Origin of the sequence: Paenarthrobacter sp. NPDC089322, assembly GCF_040684895.1 — a bacterium.
GTDB lineage: Bacteria > Actinomycetota > Actinomycetes > Actinomycetales > Micrococcaceae > Arthrobacter.
In genome coordinates this window covers 42,811-62,142 of the sequence record NZ_JBFBGW010000019.1, presented here as the reverse complement: position 1 = coordinate 62,142, position 19,332 = coordinate 42,811, and the positions used below count along the sequence as shown (strand labels likewise).

The following is a 19,332-nucleotide window of genomic DNA, read 5'->3' as shown; positions in this document are numbered from 1 at the left end:
GATCTATCAAAATCACCAAGGTTGACGGGCCGTGTTCGATCCGCCTGAGGGTCTGTTTGCAGTTTCTTCTTGACAGTGATCAACCCCACATGCTCACATTGTTGCTAGATCGATTGATCACTTTTCCAACAAGGAGACCTCTCATGAACGCAAAGAAGCGGCATATTGCAGCAGCAGTAGCTGTTGCGGGAGCCCTCGCCCTCTCGGTTTCGGCATGCACGCCAGGAAGCGAACAACCAGCCGAGAACGAGAAGCTGACTGTTTGGACCTTGGAGCGGCAGCCCGATCGGGTCGAGATCCAAAAGCAGATAGCTGCGGACTACACCAAGCAGTCCGGCGTCGAGGTGGACATCGTTGCCATTGACGAAGCGCAGTACAACCAGCTCTTGGTGTCTTCGGCTGCATCGGGGGAGCTGCCCGATGTCGTTGGAGGACTGGGGCTGCCTGGAGTTGGGGCCCTGCAAGCCAACGAACTGCTCGACGGTGACGCGGCAGCCCGCGTGGTCGATGAACTGGGAAAGGACACATTTGCTCCCCGTGCCCTGGAACTGGCCAGCATCGACGGCAAGCAACTCGCCGTTCCTTCCGATTCCTGGGCTTCGGTGCTCGTCTACCGTAAAGATCTCTTTGATAAGGCGGGCCTGAAGGCTCCCGAAACGTACGACGACATAATGAGAGCGGCGCAGACGCTTACCGGCGACGGCCGTGTTGGCTTCTCCGGATTCACCACCAACCAGGAGACCTTCGAACACTTGGCCCTGGGCAACGGCTGCCAGCTGGTCGACCAGGACAAGGAGATCGGCCTTGAAAGCCCTGAGTGCGTCGAATCGTTCAGTTTCTACCGCGAGCTGATGACCAAGTACTCGGTCCCGGGCGAGCAGGACACGAACACAGCGCGGTCCAACTACCTCTCGGGCCGTTCAGCCATGACCATGTTCTCCTCGTTCATCCTTGACGAGCTGGCCGGCCTTCGCAAAGACATGCTGCCCTCCTGCACCGAATGTGCCGGCGACACCGGCTACCTTGCCAAGAACACGGGCGTCGTGACCGCGATCAAGGGTCCCAGCGGTGAAACCGCCGCCCAGTTCGGTTCACAGGTGAACTGGGCCATCCCCGTCGAAGCTGCACCCGCAGCATCGGGCTTCGTGAAGTACATGATGAGCGACGGCTACGAGCGTTGGCTTGCCTTCGCCCCGGAAGGTAAGGTGCCCGCACGCCAAGGAACAAAGGACAAGCCGACCGCCTACGTCGACGCTTGGAAGGCGCTCCCGTCCGGCACCACCACCAAAGCACCTTTGTCCGACTACTACCCGCAATCCGTCATTGACCAACTGAGCTCCTCGCCCGAGAAGATGACACTTTGGGCCGTACCGCAAGGCCAGGGCGCCTTGGCTGGTGCCCTGCTCGCAGAGCAGCCCGTCGCCAAGGCCATCAACTCCATGGTGACCGGCAGTACTACAGGCCCGGAAGCTGCCAAGAGCGCAGCTAACACCGCACGCACCATCCAGTCCACTCTCAAGTAACGGACGCCATCATGAGTACCACCACCACACTGCGGCGCAAGGGAAGCGTCAGCCGCCGCCAAGCCCGCGCCGGTATCGCCCTTGTCTCGCCCAGTGTCATCATCGTTCTGGTCCTGGTCGTCCTGCCGATTCTCTGGACCGTTATGCTCGCCTTTCAGGACGTCCGCCTCATCCAGATCCGCAGAGCCAACCTCTTCGGCAACTACACAGGCGAGAACTTCATCAGCGTCCTGACCTCCGAAGCGCTCTGGTCCTCCCTGGGCACCACCCTCACATACTCGGTGCTCGGCACCGGCGGAGCCATCGTCGTTGGCCTCATGGCAGCACTTGCCCTCCGCAACGCTTTCCGCGGACGCACCCTCGTCAGGGCAGCCATGCTGCTGCCCTACGTCTCACCGGTCGTCGCAGCAGCCTTCGTCTGGAAGACCATGCTCAACCCGCAATTCGGTGTCGTCAATGCATGGGGAACCGGTGCACTGGGCTGGGACCAACCGGTCTCCTTCCTGACCACCCGCACAAGCGACGTTGAAATTCTCGGATTAACCATCCCGGTCCCGACCGCGTTGTTTACTGTGATTGCCTTTGAAATTTGGCGGACCTTCCCGTTCGTGTTCTTGTTCGTGACGGCCCGGTTGCAGGCAGTGCCGAAGTCCATCGAGGAAGCGGCCCGCATGGACGGTGCCGTTCCTACCCAGATGTTCCGGCACATCCTGCTCCCACAACTGCTCCCCACCATCGCCGTGCTGAGCGTGCTCCGCTTCATCTGGACGTTCAACAACTTCGACGACGTCTACCTCCTCACCGGTGGCGGCGCCGGCACCGAAGTGGTCAGCGTGGGCGTCTTCAACTACCTGATCGGACGCGGAGACATCGGCTCTGCCTCAGCCCAGGCGCTGGTCCTGGCGGCCATCCTGACCGTGATGGTCCTGATCTACATGAAGTTCGCCGTCAAGGACGAGGAAGTGGCCTGATGACCGTCATGAATGAAACCCCCATACGTCCAAGCACCCCGGCCGCCATACCGCCGCGGAAACGGCACTTCTCACGGGACGTCGCGGAAACCAAACTCTTCCGGATCCTCCGCTGGCTCGTGATCGTCGGGCTGCTGGTGGTGACGGTGTTCCCGTTCTATTACATGATCACCCTCTCCGTGCGGGACATCGGCTCCCTCATTTCCGACCCCGCCCGCATTTGGCCCAACCTCGCCGAAATCAGCTTCGACGCCTACACCAGCGTTCTCGCCTCCGTAGCCGACGGCGGACAGGGCTTTACCGGGTTTATCATCACCAGCGGACTGGTCGCTCTGGGAACTGTTGCGCTCACCCTGTTGATCGCCATCCCCGGCGCCTACGCCGTAAGCCGTTTGCAATTCTTCGGGCGGCGGCAAATCAGCGCACTGTTCCTTGCCGTGTACCTGTTCCCCAGCATCCTGCTTGCCGTCCCGCTGTTTGTCTTCTTCACGAAGCTGGGGCTTCGCGGCGCCGTCGGTGTGCTGCTGGTTGTTTACGTCTCGCAGACCATAGCCGTCTCCATCTTCATGCTCCGCAACTACTTCCAAACCATCCCCGAAAGCCTTGAGGAAGCCGCAGCCCTGGACGGTCTGGGACGGATCGGAACTATGCTCCGCATCAGCCTGCCCCTCGCCGGACCGGCCATCATGTCCAACGCACTGTTCGTCTTCATGATCGCCTGGAACGAATTCCTCTTTGCCCTGCTCTTCCTGGTCGAAGACCGCGACAAATGGACAGTATCGCTTGGCCTCGCCCAGCTCTCTGGCAGCCTTGAGGTCCCGACTACCGTGCTCATGGCAGGCTCCGTGATCCTCACACTGCCGATCATCATTCTCTTCTTTGGCAGCGAGCGTCTTCTTAGTGAAGGCCTGACGGCAGGATCCGACAAATGACCGATACGCTCCCGCTCAACCCAGCACCGGGCATGCCGTCCACCAAGTCCGCCGCGGACCAGGTCCGGGACCTGTTTACCAAACAGAGCAAACGCCAGCGGTGGTTGGATGTGGAAGCGGCTCTGGCCACCGCTGAGGCCCGGCTCGGCATCGTCCCGGAGGATGCCGCCCGGACCATCGTTCAGAACGCTCGACTGGAGCTCCTGGACGAAGCCGAACTCGATGCCCAAGAAAGGGTGACGGGCCATGTCATGGTCCCGCTCATCAGGGAGCTGTCCCGTGTTACCGGACCTGAGTCCGGGGGGTGGGTTCATTGGGGCGCCACAACCCAGAATATTCAACAGACCGGTGACACTGTGGGGATCATCAAGGTCTTGGGTGCTGTGGAGGCGCAGTCCGTCCGCGTCATTCGAGCGCTGGTGGACTTGGCCCGTACTCACGCCGAAACCCTCATGGCTGGCCGGACGCACTGGCAGCAAGCTGTTCCCATCACGTTCGGCTACAAGGCAGCCTGCTGGTTGGACTCCATGCTCCGGCACCTGACACGTCTCGATGAGCTGCGTCCCCGTCTGGGCGTTTCCATGACGGGCGGGGCGGCGGGGACATTCGCCACCTTCGGTGAGCAGGGGCCAAAGGTTCAGGAGCTCGTAGCGCACGAAGTGGGCCTTGTTCCCATGCCCATTCCCGGCCGGGGAATCGTGGATCACTTCGCTGAGTTTGTGTCGGTACTGGCCTTGATGGCCGCGTCATCGAGCCAGATCGCCGGTGAAGTGTCCCGCCTGATGGCCGTCGAGTTCGGCGAGCTCTGCGAAGAAATCCCGCCCGGCGACATTGGAAGCTCCACCATGCCACAGAAACGGAATCCCAAGCTCAGCGGCGGGGTAGTAACCAACGCAGCTATCGTGCAAGCGGCCGCTCCCATGGCGCTGGAAGCCATGATCCACTCCCACGAAGTTGACGGTGCCCGCTCTGCCCTGATGGACCATGCCGTCATGACGGCTGCGGTGCATGGCACAGAGACACTCAGTCTTCTGGGGAGCCTCCTGGAGGGGCTGCATGTGTTCCCTGAAAAAATGAAAGAAAATCTGGCCTTAACACACGGCCTCATCTCAGCCGAAGCCATGATGATGAGTCTGGCTGGGTTCATGGGGCGTCAGGATGCACACGACATCGTCCACCATGCGGCCACCGAAGCTGTCACCACGGGAACAGACTTCCTCGACGTGCTGCGGAAGGATGCCAGGATCACTGGCGTGCTCTCCGAAGAGGAGCTGGGCCGGCTCTTGGACCCGGCCCACCACGCCGGACTTAGCGCACGGCTGGCCCGCGAGACGGCCGCCAGGGCTGAGCAAATGCTGATAGGACGCTAGCTGACAGACTGGACGGACCCGTTCTATTAAGCGGCGAATGGCGTCTTGCTTGCAACAGGGCCGCTCTGCCTCTTGAAGGCCATAGGAGCTGCCAGCCCGTAGCCGATATCGCCCGCAGGATGCGCCCTACACTTGCGTCGAGTCCCTCACCATCAGCGCCGGAGACAGGTTCACGCGCTGCAGGGCAGTGGTGCTCCCTTGCCTGGCCCCAATGCGATTGAGGCACATCACCAAAGCCTGGTGACCGACGTCGTACTTGGGTGGTGCCACCGCCGTGAGGGGTACGGCGCCCAGGGCGGCGATCTCGTCGTCGTAAGCGATGATCGCGAAGTCCTCCGGGACCCGGAGCTGCCGTTCCTGGCAGGCACTGGCGAACTGCAGCGCGTCCTCGTCAGTGTGCACAATTGCCGCTGTCACGCCCGAGTCGGTGCACCAATCCAGGATTCCGTCCACCATGACGCGATGGGCATGCGGGTCGTTCTGGGGGCGGGCCATGGTGCGGACCATTGAGTCATCGTGCGGCCGGCCCGCGCGCTGCGTAGCTAGATGAAAGCCGTCGATCAGCTGTGGCGCCGTCGGGCTGTTCTCGCGAAGGCACATGGCAATCTTCCGGTGGCCCAGCCCCATGAGGTGCTTGACTGCGATTTCCGCCCCGCGCACATGGTCGCTCCGGACAGCCTCGAGCCTGCCGTGGTCGAGGGCGTCATCGATGGACCGTTCCACCACGACCACCGGCACCTTGGCCTCTGCCAGCACGTCGAGAGTCTCGGTCCCCGCCAGGGACTGCTCGCTCGGAGTGATGAGGATCCCGTCGACGCCGTGCTCATACAACCGGCGGAGTTGCCGCCGTTCTTCAGCCCCTGAGTAGTTGGACACGCCCAGTACCAACCGGACGCCGGCTTCTTGCGCGGCGGCTTCGGCCCCGCGGATCACGCCCGGGAAATAGTACGACGCCGAAGGGACGATCATGCCGATCGTCGCAAACGGCCGCCTCCCGCCCGGACGCCACGATGGTGAGTGCCCGGTTGCCGCGTTGTTGTTGGCTGCGCGGCCGCCGGTGGGAACGGCCCCTCCATGCACCCGCTCCAGCAGGCCCTGCTCAGCCAACATGGCCAGATCCCGCCTGACGGTCATTCCGGAGGTGCCGAGCTTGGCGGCGAATTCGGCAGCGTTAACCGATCCATGAAGGGCCAACTCCTTCAGGATGAGCTGTTGACGATCCTCGGACAGCATGCAGGTCCCGCCCTTTACGTTCATTTGTGTTCGATTTGTTCATTATGGGCCAAGCCGGGCAAGAAAGGCCGCTAAGACAGCAGTTCAGTTTTGTTCACTTGGGCCCACAGTGCGGTGGCCCTCGTTACGGTAGTCACTCAAGGAGTCAGCGCAGACGCAGGAGACCCATGGCAACCGGCTTCACTATGCCCGCCCCGGATTACGAGCTCAGCCCCATCACGGGGTGGACGCGCGAGCACTGGGTCGCGTTCGCGGACCAACAGCTCCTCGCAGTGCGTCCCCGCTTTTCCCCGCTCAAGGCGCTGATCCGGCTGGGCGGCCGCCCGTCGTCGTCGGGGGTTTTGTCCGACGGGATGGAGGGCTTCGCCAGGACGTTCATGCTGGCCGCCTTCCGCGTCGCGGGGGAGCGGGGTGAGGATCCGCACGGCCACCTCAGCCTGTATCGGGAGGGACTGCTGGCGGGCACACGGCCGGGCAGCCCGGAAGCCTGGCTTCCGATCCGTGATAACTCGCAGCCGATCGTGGAAGCCGCCTCGATCGTCTTGGGGCTCCAACTGACCAAGCCTTGGCTGTGGGACACATTCACTCCGGACGAAAAGGCACACGTCGCGGCGTGGCTGCAAGGTTCGTCGCGTAGCACCTGCGTGGATAACAACTGGGTTCTGTTCCAGGTGTTGATCGCCGAGTTCCTGGCCGGTGCCGGCTTTGAACACAACGCAGCGCAGATTGAGCACGGCCTGAGGCGGCTGGAGGACTGGTACGCCGGTGGCGGCTGGTACCAGGACGGAGACAACGGCGGAACCGGGGATTTCTACGACTACTACTGCGGCTGGGCCTTGCACCTGTACCCGATCCTGTGGTCGGAATTCGCGGTCGGCAGGCACCCGGAAGCCGACGCCAGGTCGGAGCTCTACCGGACCAGGCTCGCGGCCTTCCTGCGGGACCACGTGGGCTTCTTCGGCGGAAACGGCTCCCCGGTGTTCCAAGGCCGCTCACTTATCTACCGCTACGCCGCCGTCGCGCCGCTGTTCCTGGGCGAAGCAATCTGCGCCACGCCCCTGGACCCCGGCCAGAGCCGCCGAATCGCCAGCGGTGCCGCCAAGTATTTCCTCGACAGCGGAGCTTACGACGGCGGTCTGCCGTCGCTTGGGTGGTTGGGCGCCTTTGAACCGATGATCCAGGACTATTCGGGCCCGGCGTCCCCGTACTGGACATCCAAGGCTTTCGTAGGCCTGCTGCTCCCGGCCGACCATCCCGTGTGGACCGCCGTTGAAGAACCCTCTCCGCTGGAGTCCATGGACAATGTCCGGTACGTCGACGCGCCCAACTATCTGCTCCACTCAACCGCCGCAGACGGCATAGCCCGCGTTCTTAACCACGGCAGCGACAAGTACTACGCTCCCGGCCCCGACGACCCCCACTACCGGCGCCTCGCTTATTCGAGCCACACGGCGCCCCTGTTCACGGACCATCCGATGGACAACCACTTCGCAGTCCTTGATCCCGCCGGTCTGCCCAGCCGACGCGCCAGGATTCACAAGCTCAAAGCTGAGCGAGGCCAGGCAGCAAGCTGGCACGCACCTGTGTGGAACGACATCGAGGACCCTGCGGAGTCACAGTGGCGCGTGGCCACCGGAACCGCCGCAGCCGCAGGGTACGAGTTGCGGGTCCACGTCGTTGAAGCGCCGGATACCGCAATCCAACGGGGCTACCACGTACGCGACGCCGGCTACGCGCTCGCGGGCGCCGAACTGGTAGAGCAGCAGGCAGGCATCCTCGGCGCCGCTGGTCTTCGCACCGGCATCCGGCCCTTGCACGGCTATTCCGCTGAGGGAACGTTCCGGGCCGAAGATGTTTCTCCGCTCGGCCGGCACGCAGCCTGTGCCTACCTCGAAGGCGGACTGACAGGGCAGCGCAGCTGCTTCGCCTCGCTCGTGTACTTGGGTGGTGAGGCTCCCGCTGCGTTGCCTGCCGCCGTCGTCATTGACGACGACGGCGCTCGTGTGAGTGCGCAGGTCACCCTCTCCACGGGCCTCCAACTGGAGGTTTCCTTCGTCTTTTAAGGCACCCATGTGGCCGCTTGCGAATCTTGAGTGAATCTTGAGATGGCCCGGCGTTGTTCTTGAGGGCCCCATCCGATGGTTGAACTATCAGCCAATCGAGCTGATGGGAACTTCCAGGAAGGACGACCGAAATGCCTGACCAGATCATCGCAACGTCTGTGAACGCCGGCACTGCCCGTGTGACGTCCGACCCCCTTGCCGGCACCGGGGAGGCTGTGCGCCAGGGAGGCGAAGTTCTCTGCCAAAACCGCGCAGTGGTGGCTGTCCGGGAGCAGTTCAACCCGCTCGGTGTGGGTCTCAGGAGCATTTGGCCACAGTCGGTCTGCGGGTTCTAGCAGCCCCCTTACGATGTCCGGGCAGGCACCTAGGTGCCTGCCCGTCGTCGTTAAGCCCCGGCAACGCAGTTCTGACGCAGAGCCGGGTCCGGCCCGTGGCCTTCGAGTGGTTCCGGTGGCACGATGGTACGCAGGCGCGAATAGTCAGGAGGCTTGTCATCAAGGAAGAGATGAGGAAGGCCGCCGACGCGGCCGAGGAAGCCTCGAACTCCCGCACTCTCCGGATCGCTGCCCGGGCCGGATATGCCGTGAGCGGGGTCTTTCACGTGCTGATCGGCGTCATTGCGTTCCAGCTCGCCTTCGGTCCCAGCGGCGAGGCCGACGTCAGCGGCGCAGTTGCCCAACTTGCAGCCCAACCGGTGGGTCCGCTCCTCCTTTGGGCAAGCTTCGGCGCATGCGCAGCCTTGGCCCTCTGGCAGTTGGGAAACGGCATCCTCGGTTACCGCAAGGCGGCGGACAACAAGCCCGCAAAAAGACTGTCAGCGATCACCCAGGCCATCGTGTTCGCTGGGCTGGCGGCCACCATCATGTCCTTCGTCCTGGGCCGGGGCCACAACAGTCGTGCGGCGGCGAGCGATGTGACCGTCACGCTGATGAGGGCGCCTTTTGGGATATTGCTGCTGCTGGGAATCGGTGCCGCCGTGATGATTACCGGCGTCGTTTTCGCCGTGCGGGGTTTCAGGAGGACCTTCACCAAGGATCTTGCACTCTCGCCCCACCGGGCCCCACGAAAATTCCAGTTGGTTGTGGGGATCGTTGGCTACATCGCCAAAGGGATTGCCTTGCTCCTGGTTGGCCTGCTGGTCATCATCGCAACGGTACGGGCCCAACCCGAACAATCAACCGGCCTCGACGGAAGCTTGCGAGCCCTGAAGGAGCAACCCTACGGGCCATACCTGCTTGCTGCCGTCGCCTTAGGCCTCATCGCTTACGGCCTGTTCCTGATGGTCAAGGCCAGGACGCTCAAGACATAGCCCCTCTGACCCAACTAGGTCGCAATTGTGCGCGTTTTGACCGCTCTAAACGCGCTTAACTGCGACTCAGTTGGCTGAAGGTTTAGAAGGCAGGGGCCCGGGGTACAGCCAACTGACGAGAGCATTATGCGCCGCGAAGGCCAGGAATCAGAGATCTGAGAAAGGGCATAACCATGACTAACGCCGATCCGAACCAGCCTGAAGTGCAGCAGAAAGACGAGGACCGGCAAGGCCACCGCCTGACGTCGGCGCCCAAGGACCCCCGCAGCGGATACCACTCCGATGAATTCCCGCAGCAAGAACAGGAACAGCCCGGGCTGACCAAACCCCTGGAACCCCAGCCGGATCATGGTGAATCCAGCTACGTAGGGCACGGCCGCCTCCAAGGCAAGACAGCTCTAATCACGGGTGGCGATTCAGGCATCGGTGCGGCCGTAGCCATCGCCTATGCCCGAGAAGGCGCCAACGTGGCCATTAGCTACCTGCCTGAGGAAGAGGAAGATGCAAGGTCGACGGCGGAATGGATCCGCGAGTGCGGAGCGCAGGCTTTGTTGCTTCCCGGCGATGCGCGGGATGAAAGCTTCGCAGCCGAAATCGTGGAACGCACAGTGCAGGAGCTCGGCGGGCTCAACGTGGTGGTCCTGAATGCCGCGTACCAGAAGAACCGCGAGGGACTGGAGACGATCCCCACCGAGGAGTTCGACCGTGTCTTCAAGACCAACCTGTACTCGTTGATCTGGACAGCCCAGGCAGCCATTCCGCACCTCCGTCCAGGAGCCTCGATCATTGTCACGGCGTCCATCCAGGCGTTCAACCCTTCCGCGCAGCTCATTGACTACGCCATGACCAAGGCCGCCCAAGTAGCTTTCACCAAAGCGATGGCCGAGGAACTTGGCCCCAAGGGCATCCGGGTCAACGCCGTGGCGCCAGGACCGATCTGGACGCCGTTGATCCCCGCTACGGAGTGGCCGGACAAGCTGCCGACGTTCGGGCAGGACACCCCTCTGGGCCGCGCAGGCCAACCCGCAGAGTTGGCACCCGCGTACGTTCTGCTCGCATCCGATGAAGGTTCCTACATCTCCGGAGCAGTTCTTCCGGTAACGGGCGGCAAGGGCCTTTGAGCCTCAACGTAGAGCACAACCGGACACATCGACAGGGGAGGAAGGTGGCTGACTGAATGATCGCAGTACTCGTCATTGATATGCAGAACGCATTTTTCGAGGAGCCGGCCTTGAAACGCCGCCAGGAAGAGGTTGTAGCGGCCTGCAACTCCTTGACCAGCGCGGCACGCGAGGCCGGTGTCAACGTTCTCTTGGTGTGCACGGAGCATGAACGGGACAAATCAACGTGGAGCCTGAACATGCTGGATGACGACCAAGGCTTCATTTTCAGGGGTAGTGACCAAGCGAAGTTCGTCCCCGGCCTCCTGACGACGGACATCCCCCAAATGGTGAAGACCCGGGACAGCACCTTCATGGGCACCGACTTGGGAATGCGCCTGCGGAATTGGGACGTGGACACCGTCATCCTGGCCGGCGTGTCTGCCCACAACTGCATAGCCCAGACCGCTGCCGACGCCTTCGCCCACAACATCAGGGTGATCTACGCCGCCGAGGCCATCGCAACAGAGAACCCGGAGGCTGCCGAGGCTGTCCTGCGAGTGCTCACTCGTGAGTATCGCCAGCGCGTTCTGCCGTTGGACGAGGTCTTGAACCTCTTCAGTTCAGCCTCGTCACTGCCCGGCGCGTAGGGGGCAAACGCAAAGAACCCGGAGCCTGAAGGCTCCGGGTTCTTTACTTGCTGTTCAATTCCTACGGATGGCCGGAGCCGGAAGCTTCGTCATCCGGTTCGGACGAGAAGGGCCGGTCCCGAGGAACATCTTCTGTGTTGTGCTCGTCCAGCTCTGCATCGGCAGAAGGAACGGTCTTCTCGGCGTAGTCGCCCTCGGTGTAGTCCCCTCCGGCATCCTCCTTGAGTGCCTCCGGCGACGCGCCAGCGTCTCCGTAGTCACCCTCGGCATACTGGCCTTCGAATTCTTCGCCGTTGGCGCCGGGAGTTTGCTCGTTAGCCATGGTGGGTCCGGCGGCGGTTGGTGACCAGACCGTAGACCAGCAGGACGATGAGCGAACCGCCGATCGCGAGGAGCCATGTTCGGATCGCGAAGAATTCCGTGAGTCCCTCGCCGAAGATCAGGCCGCCGATCCACCCGCCCAGCAAGGCGCCCACGACGCCGAGGAGAAGTGTCACGAACCAGCCGCCGCCCTGGCGTCCGGGAAGAATAAGCTTAGCGATAGCGCCGGCCAAAAGGCCGAGCAAAAGGAAACCAAAGAAACCCATTTTTGCTCCTGCTTTCTTGTTGATGGAAATTCCATGAACTCTGTGAAGCGTTCAGTTCATCGGGTGTTTGTTCCGGATTCTGAGCACCTTAACAGGGCCATTTCAGGCCCGGGGGAATAGGGGGAGCGGAACACCATTGCAGCCCCCGATGAAATTGTTAAGTACGGCCAAAAGCACTCCTGCCGATTGGTTCGGTTAGTAGTACTACAACAGCAACGCTAGCCGGTCGCGTGAGCAACAGCAAGTAACCTGACTATCTCGCCGCCCTGCACCGTTGGACCCCGGCGTCCGGCCTGCGTGCGCTGTATTGCGGCTACTTATCGTCGAAGACGTCCTTGGCGGCGTCCTTGACCTTCTCGCCAGCCTGCTTCACGTTTGCCGATGCCTGATCGCCGACACCCTCAGCCTGGAGGTCCCTGTCCCCGGTGGCTTCACCGGTCTTTTCCTTGGCCTTGCCGCCAAGATCTTCGGCGGCATTCTTGATCTTGTCATCCAGTCCCATGGTTTTCACTCCTCGGGTTGTGATGCGGTTCCTGCCTGCGGTTTTCCGCTGGTTGGCATTAAAGTTTAGTCGAAAGTTTGAATTCGGCAAATGAGTATTAACCGGCTGCCGAATGTTCGCGTGACAGTGGGTGGTGGCGCGACTAGTGTCGTAGGAATAAACACCTCGAAAGGAGTTGATCCCGTGAAAGGGAAAGCATTGTTCGCCGCGGGCGTTGCCGTCGGGTACGTGTGGGGGTCCAAGTCCTGGCCGGAGGTGTACCGGCGAGTCCGCGGGGGTGCCGAGAAGGTATGGAAGAACCCTGAGGTTCAAGAGAACGTCCATCAAGCCAGCGAGGCGGTCCAGGAATCAGTCCCGGACATTTTGGACAATCTTTACGCTGCCGGCAGGAAGTTCCTGGAGAGGGCCGAGGCCATGTTCCCGGGCATCCTGGAAGGCAAATCCGGTCAGCGATCAGAGGCCGGTCAGCGGACAGAAACGGTGAAATCCGATGCCACCACCACATCCGTGCCGCCGGTGAAGCCTGACGTCATCACCGATCCCGCACGTGACGATGCTACGGGCAGCGATTGGACGGACGAGGGCGGCGCAGCGCCGGAAGGTCCAGCCACAAATACGCCGCCCAAAGCCTGATTTACGGAACTGTAGGTCTACGCCTGAGTCGGGTTCCGCCGTCGTCCGCCATTAAGCGCGCCCCACAGCTTCCAGGATCGCTTGGCCCAGCTCGGCGGGTTTGGTGAATTGGGGCCAGTGGCCGGTGGGCAGGTCAATGAAGTCCACTTTGCGGATGCGTGCGAGTTCTTCGGTGAAGGGGTGCCCAGCGTCCATCATTTCGTTGAGCATGGACGAGGGGAACTCGCAGGCGATGATCGTGGCTGGAACGTCGTAGCGGCGGACGTCGTGCAGGCGTTGTTGGTCAAAAGCGACGCCCTTGGGTTCCGGGATGGCCCGTGCGCGGAACTTTTCCTTTAGTTCGTCGGTGAGATCTGTGAGGTCGGCGTCCTCGAAGCCTTCCCATGGCGGCAGCGGAACATCGTCACCGTCGTCGGGCAGTTCATCGTTGATGACGCCGCCCTCGCCGAGTGGTCCGCTGTCTACGTAAATTGCGCGGGCCACCCGGTCCGGCCGGGTGTCCACAACGCCATGGATGATCGCGCCACCACCCGAATGGCCAACCAGGACGACCTTGCCATCGAGGGAATCGACTTTTTCCACCACGGCATCGATGTGTGTGCGGAGCCCGATGCCGGCGCGGGGAGCGTTCACGGATTCGAGTCCGGGCAGTGTGAGCGGATGCACTGAGTGCCCCGCTGCGACGAGTGCCGGCGTCACCTCCTCCCACGACGACGCGTCCAACCAGAAGCCAGGTACCAGGATGATGTCCATGCCCGTACCCTACGGGAGCCCGCTGACATTAAGTAGGGGTCCGTCAGGAGCCCCGCGTGAGCTTCTCCACGGCTGCCGTCAAGGCCTTTGACCGTGCCTCCTGCGTCCTGGCATTGAGGATAGGCAGGATCAAGAGGTACCTGTCCGTTTTTCCCCGGCGTTCGAAGGCGGCGTTGGCTTCAGCGTTGCCCGCCAAAGTGGCTTGGAGATCTTCCGGAACTTCGACGTTGGCCTGCGAGACGTAGGCTGCATCCCAGCGGCCATCCGCCTTGGCCGCCTCAATTTCTGCAAAACCGGCGGGCCGCATGCGCCCTTCACGGATCAATGCCTCTACCTTGCCGACGTTCACCTGCGACCATGTGCTTCGATTCCGGCGCCGCGAATACCGCTGCAGGAACGTTGTCTGGTCATTGCCTCTCCGTTGACCGTCAATCCAGCCAAAACACAGGGCGCCGTCCAAGGCTTCCCCGATGTTGATCAGGCCCGTGCCTGCGTTCTTCTTTCCAATCACCAGCCAGGCTTCGGCTTGCTGAGAGTGGTTCTCCTCGAGCCAGGCCTCCCACTCGGCTCCGTTGGCGAACTTCAGGAGTTCCGGTTCATGCTTCTCCGCCATGCACGTCCTCTCAGGATCGGCCTCGCAATAGTGGGTGGTGTCACGCCTCATGACACCACAGGTGTGGGTTCCAACGGTCAAAGTGGGGGGGGTTGACGCGGGTCACGTTACGGGTCCATAGTTTTCGTATACGATTTCGTACTTGATAGCCAAAGCACCAGATTTCCATCCAGCAGGAGGCGACGTGACACTGGAGTTCCGGACGCAGGAAGCCAGCCAGGATCTACTGGCCCGGACGCGCAAGGTCATCGCGGTCCACATCAATTACCCCAGCCGCGCAGCCCAGCGTGGGCGCACTCCCGCGCAGCCGTCGTACTTCCTGAAGCCTTCCTCGTCCTTGGCGCTTGGCTCGGCTGAGGCTCCCGGGACGGTGGAGCGCCCGGCCGGCTGCGAACTACTCGGGTATGAGGGCGAGATCGCGCTGGTGATTGGAAAATCCGCCCGGCGGGTAGGACTTGAGGATGCCTGGAGCCACGTTGAGTGGGTCACCGCCTCCAACGATCTCGGCGTTTACGATCTCCGTTACGCGGACAAGGGTTCCAACGTCCGGTCCAAGGGCGGTGATGGGTTCACCCCGGTTGGCCCGGCGCTGATCCCGGCCGACGCCGTGGACCCCGCAGCCTTGCGCATCCGCACCTGGCATAACGGGGAGCTCGTCCAGGACGACACCACAGAGGACCTGCTTTTCCCGTTCGCGCAACTTGTTGCCGACCTTTCCCAGCTGCTCACCCTCGAAGAGGGCGACATTATCCTCACAGGCACCCCGGCCGGCGCATCCGTGGCTGCACCAGGAGATGTGGTGGAAATCGAGGTCACCGGAGGCGGTTTCAGCACCGGCCGCCTGACCACCAAAGTGACGGAAGGTACGACGCCGTTCGCGGACTTCGGTGCCCGGCCCAAGACCGATGACACGCAGCGGGAAGAGGCTTACGGATCCCGCGAAGCCGCCGGCTTGGCGCCTGCCGCGAGCGTGTTGACGCCGGAGCTGAAGGCCAAACTCGAATCCGTCGCGACCGCAACCTTGTCTTCGCAAATGCGCAAGCGCGGCTTGAACAACGTCAGCATCGACGGGCTGCAGGCCACCCGCCCGGACCGGAAAGTAGTGGGCCTGGCCCGGACCCTGCGCTACGTGCCCAACCGTGAGGACCTTTTCAAGTCCCACGGAGGCGGCTTCAACGCGCAGAAGCGAGCCATCGACTCGGTCAACGAGGGCGAAATCCTGGTCATGGAAGCCCGCGGCGAGAAGGGAACGGGCACGGTGGGGGACATCCTCGCGTTGCGCGCACAAGTCCGTGGTGCCGCGGCGATCATTACCGACGGCGGCGTCCGCGACTATTCCGCCGTGGCGGGCCTGGAGATGCCCACGTACTTCGCGAACCCGCACCCGGCCGTGCTCGGCCGCCGCCACATCCCCTGGGACACGGACATCACCATCGCCTGCGGCGGCGCCACCGTCCAGCCCGGAGACATCATCGTGGCCGACTCCGACGGCATCCTGGTCATCCCGCCGGCCATCGCCGAAGAACTCGTCGATGACTGCATCGCCCAGGAAAAGGAAGAAGTGTTCATCTTCCAAATGGTCCAGGAAGGCAACAGCGTAGACGGCCTGTACCCGATGAACAAGGAATGGCAGGCCCGGTACCAGGAATGGGTCGCTTCCAAGGGCACGAACCCGGAAGGAGCCTGAGGTGACTGAAACCGCCGTCGGGAGCGCCGCCGTCGAAAGCGCCGCCCAAAGCAAGTCCCAGCAAGCGTATGAGGCCGTGAAAGCGCGGATCGTGGAAGGCACCTACACGCCGGGCTACCGGCTGGTGCTCGCCAAGATCGCCGAGGACCTGGGCTTCAGCGTTGTGCCCGTCCGGGAGGCGATCCGCCGCCTGGAAGCCGAAGGGCTGGTGAAGTTCGAACGGAACGTCGGCGCAACGGTGTCCGGCATCGACCCCACCGAGTACCTGTACACCATGCAGACGCTCAGCATCGTGGAGGGTGCCGCCACGGCGTTGTCCGCTCCGCTGATCGATGCGGTCTCCATTGCCCGCGCCCGCGCGGTCAACGAGGAGATGCGTGAATGCCTGGAACACTTTGACCCCGTGCGTTTCACCGCACTGAACCAGGACTTCCACAGCGTCCTCTTTGAACACTGCCCCAACCCGCACATCCTTGACCTCGTCCACCGGGGCTGGAACCGGCTGGCCTCGCTGAGGTCCTCCACGTTCCGGTTCGTACCCGGCCGGGCCCGGGAATCCGTGCGCGAACACGAAGCCCTGCTGCAACTCATCGAGTCCGGAGCAGACGCCGACACCATCGAAAAAGCAGCCCGCCAGCACCGCGCCGCCACCCTGGACGCATACCTCGCAACGACCAACTAAAGGAACTCAACGATGACGACCTCAGTAGAAGCCACCAAGCATTACGTCCCCGAAAACCTGCCGACGTACATCCAGCACTACATCAACGGCGAGTTCGTTGACTCCGTGTCGGGCAAGACGTTCGATGTCCTGGACCCCGTCTCCAACCAGAACTACGCCACCGCCGCGGCCGGGCAGAAGGAAGACATCGACCTCGCCGTCGCGGCTGCCCGTGAAGCGTTCGTGAACGGGCCGTGGCCGAAGATGAAGCCCCGCGAGCGTGCCCGGGTGCTGAACAAGATCGCCGACGCCGTGGAGGCACAGGAAGCCCGGCTCGCCGAGCTTGAGACGTTCGATACCGGCCTGCCGATCACCCAGGCCAAGGGCCAGGCACTCCGTGCTGCGGAGAACTTCCGCTTCTTCGCTGACCTGATCGTGGCGCAATTCGACGACGCCATGAAGGTTCCGGGTTCGCAGATCAACTACGTGAACCGCAAGCCGATCGGTGTCGCAGGCCTGATCACTCCGTGGAACACTCCGTTCATGCTGGAGTCCTGGAAGCTCGCCCCGGCCTTGGCCACGGGCAACACCGTCGTCCTGAAGCCAGCCGAGTTCACGCCTTTGTCCGCGTCCCTGTGGGCGCAGATCTTCAAGGACGCAGGCTTGCCGGACGGGGTGTTCAACCTCGTCAACGGCCTGGGCGAGGAAGCCGGCGATGCGCTGGTGAAGCATCCGGACGTTCCGCTGATCTCCTTCACCGGCGAGACCACCACCGGCCAGACGATCTTCCGCAACGCTGCGGCCAACCTCAAGGGCTTGTCCATGGAGCTTGGCGGCAAGTCCCCATGCGTCGTGTTCGCTGATGCCGACGTTGACGCCGCGGTGGATTCAGCCCTGTTCGGTGTGTTCTCCCTGAACGGCGAACGCTGCACCGCCGGTTCCCGCATCCTCGTAGAGCGGGCCATCTACGACGAATTCTGCGAAAAGTACGCCGCCCGGGCCAGGAACATCGTGGTCGGTGACCCCCACGATCCCAAGACCCAGGTCGGTGCGCTCGTCCACCCCGAGCACTACCAAAAGGTGGCGTCGTACGTGGAGATCGGCAAGTCCGAAGGCCGCCTCCTCGCCGGGGGAGGTCGACCCGACCACCTCCCCGAAGGTAACTACATCGCACCCACGGTGTTTGCCGACGTCGCGCCTGACGCCCGGATCTTCCAGGAGGAAATCTTCGGTCCCGTCGTGGCCATCACGCCGTTCGAGAACGACGACGAAGCCCTCGCCTTGGCGAACAACACCAAGTACGGCCTGGCGGCCTACATCTGGACCCAGAACCTGACGCGGGCCCACAACTTCTCCCAGAACGTCGAGGCCGGCATGGTGTGGCTCAACAGCCACAACGTCCGCGACCTCCGCACCCCGTTCGGGGGCGTCAAAGCGTCCGGCCTGGGCCACGAAGGCGGTTACCGCTCCATCGACTTCTACACCGACCAGCAAGCCGTGCACATCACCCTCGGATCCGTCCACACCCCCAAATTCGGCGCCTAGCACCCAACTAGGTCGCAATAGTGCGCGTTCTGAGCCGTCATAACGCGCACAAATGCGACCTAGTTGGGTAACCACAAGCAAACCTTTCAACGAAGAGAGACCATCATGAGCAACCCCTTCACCGGCCCTATTCCTACCCCTACAGTCCCTGCGCCCGACATCGTCCGCTGCGCGTACCTCGAACTCGTCGTCACGGACCTGGCCAAGTCCCGCGCGTTCTACGTGGACCTCCTGGGCCTGCACGTCACCGAAGAAGACGAGAACACCATCTACCTGCGCTCCTTCGAGGAGTTCATCCACCACAACCTGGTCCTGCGCAAGGGACCGGTGGCTGCAGCCGCAGCGTTCGCGTACCGGGTGAAGTCCCCGGCCGAAGTGGACGCCGCCGAGGCCTACTACCGCGAACTCGGTTGCCGGGTGGAGCGCCGCAAGGAAGGCTTCACCAAAGGCGTGGGCGACTCCGTCCGCGTGGAGGATCCCTTGGGCTTCCCGTACGAGTTCTTCTACGAGGTGGAGCACGTCGAGCGGCTCACGCAGCGCTATGACCTGTACTCCGCCGGTGAACTGGTCCGCTTGGACCACTTCAACCAGGTCACCCCGGACGTCCCGCGTGGCCGGAAGTACCTCGAGGATCTCGGTTTCCGGGTCTCCGAAGACATCAAGGACTCCGACGGTGTCACGTACGCTGCGTGGATGCACCGCAAGCAGACCGTGCACGATACCGCCCTGACCGGAGGCAACGGTCCGCGCCTGCACCACATCGCATTCTCCACGCACGAGAAGCACAACATCATCCAGATCTGCGACAAGATGGGCGCCCTGCGCATCTCCGACCGGATTGAACGCGGCCCCGGACGCCACGGCGTGTCCAACGCGTTCTACCTCTACATCCTGGACCCGGATGGCCACCGCGTGGAGATCTACACCCAGGACTACTACACCGGCGATCCGGACAACCCCACCGTCACTTGGGACGTCCACGACAACCAGCGCCGTGACTGGTGGGGCAACCCCGTGGTCCCGTCCTGGTACACCGAGGCCTCACTCGTCCTGGACCTGGACGGCAATCCGCAGCCGGTGATCGAACGCGAAGACAAGTCCGAAATGGCAGTCACTGTGGGCGCCGACGGCTTCTCGTACACCCGTCCGGAGGAATCCGGCGCCGGCGCGGCGGGCTTCAAACTGGGGGCCCAGGTCTAA

At 62.8% G+C, this 19,332-nt stretch carries 20 protein-coding genes; 14 read left to right on the top strand and 6 right to left on the bottom strand.

Annotation, left to right across the window (positions count from 1 at the left end):
• Nucleotides 1-143 precede the first annotated feature (143 nt).
• The 4 genes from AB0N65_RS16905 to AB0N65_RS16890 are packed head-to-tail and all read left to right on the top strand — an operon-like array spanning nt 144 to nt 4,796.
• A complete protein-coding gene (locus AB0N65_RS16905; RefSeq protein WP_364164113.1) occupies nt 144-1,523 on the top strand; it encodes an extracellular solute-binding protein in 1,380 nt (459 codons plus the stop codon).
• A gap of 11 nt (nt 1,524-1,534) precedes the next feature.
• Nucleotides 1,535-2,494 (top strand): sugar ABC transporter permease, encoded by a 960-nt coding sequence (locus AB0N65_RS16900; RefSeq protein WP_364164111.1) that lies wholly within the window; start codon nt 1,535-1,537, stop codon nt 2,492-2,494.
• Nucleotides 2,494-3,426: a carbohydrate ABC transporter permease gene (locus AB0N65_RS16895; RefSeq protein ID WP_364164108.1), complete on the top strand. Its 933-nt coding sequence runs from the start codon at nt 2,494-2,496 to the stop codon at nt 3,424-3,426. The genes AB0N65_RS16900 and AB0N65_RS16895 overlap by 1 nt, the downstream gene beginning before the upstream one ends.
• Nucleotides 3,423-4,796 carry an adenylosuccinate lyase family protein gene (locus tag AB0N65_RS16890; protein WP_364164105.1) on the top strand — a complete coding sequence of 458 codons (1,374 nt, stop codon included), beginning with the start codon at nt 3,423-3,425 and terminating at the stop codon, nt 4,794-4,796. Before AB0N65_RS16895 ends, AB0N65_RS16890 begins: the two co-directional genes overlap by 4 nt.
• 126 nt (nt 4,797-4,922) lie before the next feature.
• On the opposite strand, the gene AB0N65_RS16885 is transcribed toward AB0N65_RS16890, so the two are convergent.
• The gene (locus AB0N65_RS16885) at nt 4,923-6,053 is read right to left on the bottom strand and encodes a substrate-binding domain-containing protein (RefSeq protein WP_364164102.1); all 1,131 of its coding nucleotides are present in this window, start codon (nt 6,051-6,053) and stop codon (nt 4,923-4,925) included.
• A 143-nt stretch (nt 6,054-6,196) separates the two neighbouring features.
• On the opposite strand from AB0N65_RS16885, the gene AB0N65_RS16880 reads away from it, so the two are divergent.
• The 5 genes from AB0N65_RS16880 to AB0N65_RS16860 all read left to right on the top strand — a co-directional run bounded on the left by AB0N65_RS16880 (nt 6,197) and on the right by AB0N65_RS16860 (nt 11,151).
• Nucleotides 6,197-8,092 carry a DUF2264 domain-containing protein gene (locus AB0N65_RS16880; RefSeq protein WP_364164099.1) on the top strand — a complete coding sequence of 632 codons (1,896 nt, stop codon included), beginning with the start codon at nt 6,197-6,199 and terminating at the stop codon, nt 8,090-8,092.
• 131 nt (nt 8,093-8,223) lie between these two features.
• Nucleotides 8,224-8,427 carry a hypothetical protein gene (locus tag AB0N65_RS16875; protein ID WP_364164096.1) on the top strand — a complete coding sequence of 68 codons (204 nt, stop codon included), beginning with the start codon at nt 8,224-8,226 and terminating at the stop codon, nt 8,425-8,427.
• 170 nt (nt 8,428-8,597) lie between these two features.
• Nucleotides 8,598-9,401 carry a DUF1206 domain-containing protein gene (locus tag AB0N65_RS16870; RefSeq protein ID WP_364164093.1) on the top strand — a complete coding sequence of 268 codons (804 nt, stop codon included), beginning with the start codon at nt 8,598-8,600 and terminating at the stop codon, nt 9,399-9,401.
• Between the two features lie 173 nt (nt 9,402-9,574).
• The gene (locus tag AB0N65_RS16865) at nt 9,575-10,522 is read left to right on the top strand and encodes an SDR family oxidoreductase (RefSeq protein WP_364164091.1); all 948 of its coding nucleotides are present in this window, start codon (nt 9,575-9,577) and stop codon (nt 10,520-10,522) included.
• A gap of 56 nt (nt 10,523-10,578) precedes the next feature.
• Nucleotides 10,579-11,151 carry an isochorismatase family cysteine hydrolase gene (locus tag AB0N65_RS16860; RefSeq protein WP_364164088.1) on the top strand — a complete coding sequence of 191 codons (573 nt, stop codon included), beginning with the start codon at nt 10,579-10,581 and terminating at the stop codon, nt 11,149-11,151.
• A gap of 61 nt (nt 11,152-11,212) precedes the next feature.
• Here the strand turns inward: AB0N65_RS16860 and AB0N65_RS16855 are convergent, their stop codons facing one another.
• The 3 genes from AB0N65_RS16855 to AB0N65_RS16845 form a co-directional block, all read right to left on the bottom strand.
• Nucleotides 11,213-11,473 carry a hypothetical protein gene (locus AB0N65_RS16855; RefSeq protein WP_364164085.1) on the bottom strand — a complete coding sequence of 87 codons (261 nt, stop codon included), beginning with the start codon at nt 11,471-11,473 and terminating at the stop codon, nt 11,213-11,215.
• Complete coding sequence (locus AB0N65_RS16850) at nt 11,466-11,738, bottom strand: GlsB/YeaQ/YmgE family stress response membrane protein (RefSeq protein WP_364164082.1); 273 nt, start codon at nt 11,736-11,738, stop codon at nt 11,466-11,468. Before AB0N65_RS16850 ends, AB0N65_RS16855 begins: the two co-directional genes overlap by 8 nt.
• Nucleotides 11,739-12,051: 313 nt before the next feature.
• Complete coding sequence (locus tag AB0N65_RS16845; RefSeq protein ID WP_364164080.1) at nt 12,052-12,240, bottom strand: CsbD family protein; 189 nt, start codon at nt 12,238-12,240, stop codon at nt 12,052-12,054.
• 183 nt (nt 12,241-12,423) lie between these two features.
• Between AB0N65_RS16845 and AB0N65_RS16840 the strand changes: the two genes are divergently transcribed.
• Entirely contained in the window at nt 12,424-12,873 is a 450-nt protein-coding gene (locus tag AB0N65_RS16840; protein ID WP_364164077.1) for a hypothetical protein, read from the top strand.
• A 51-nt stretch (nt 12,874-12,924) separates the two neighbouring features.
• Here AB0N65_RS16840 and AB0N65_RS16835 read toward each other — a convergent pair whose 3' ends face one another.
• The gene (locus AB0N65_RS16835; RefSeq protein WP_364164074.1) at nt 12,925-13,626 is read right to left on the bottom strand and encodes an alpha/beta hydrolase; all 702 of its coding nucleotides are present in this window, start codon (nt 13,624-13,626) and stop codon (nt 12,925-12,927) included.
• A gap of 43 nt (nt 13,627-13,669) precedes the next feature.
• On the bottom strand, nt 13,670-14,239 hold the full coding sequence (locus AB0N65_RS16830) for a YdeI/OmpD-associated family protein (protein ID WP_364164071.1): 570 nt from the start codon (nt 14,237-14,239) through the stop codon (nt 13,670-13,672).
• 184 nt (nt 14,240-14,423) lie between these two features.
• Here AB0N65_RS16830 and AB0N65_RS16825 point away from each other — a divergent pair, with 184 nt between their 5' ends.
• The 4 genes from AB0N65_RS16825 (at nt 14,424) to hpaD (ending at nt 19,332) form a co-directional block, all read left to right on the top strand.
• Nucleotides 14,424-15,926 (top strand): fumarylacetoacetate hydrolase family protein, encoded by a 1,503-nt coding sequence (locus AB0N65_RS16825; RefSeq protein WP_364164068.1) that lies wholly within the window; start codon nt 14,424-14,426, stop codon nt 15,924-15,926.
• 1 nt (nt 15,927) lies between these two features.
• Nucleotides 15,928-16,608, top strand: a complete 681-nt coding sequence (locus tag AB0N65_RS16820) for a GntR family transcriptional regulator (RefSeq protein ID WP_364164065.1) — start codon at nt 15,928-15,930, stop codon at nt 16,606-16,608.
• Nucleotides 16,609-16,620: 12 nt separating this feature from the next.
• The gene (gene hpaE, locus AB0N65_RS16815; RefSeq protein WP_364164062.1) at nt 16,621-18,132 is read left to right on the top strand and encodes a 5-carboxymethyl-2-hydroxymuconate semialdehyde dehydrogenase; all 1,512 of its coding nucleotides are present in this window, start codon (nt 16,621-16,623) and stop codon (nt 18,130-18,132) included.
• 105 nt (nt 18,133-18,237) lie between these two features.
• Nucleotides 18,238-19,332, top strand: a complete 1,095-nt coding sequence (hpaD, locus tag AB0N65_RS16810) for a 3,4-dihydroxyphenylacetate 2,3-dioxygenase (RefSeq protein ID WP_364164060.1) — start codon at nt 18,238-18,240, stop codon at nt 19,330-19,332.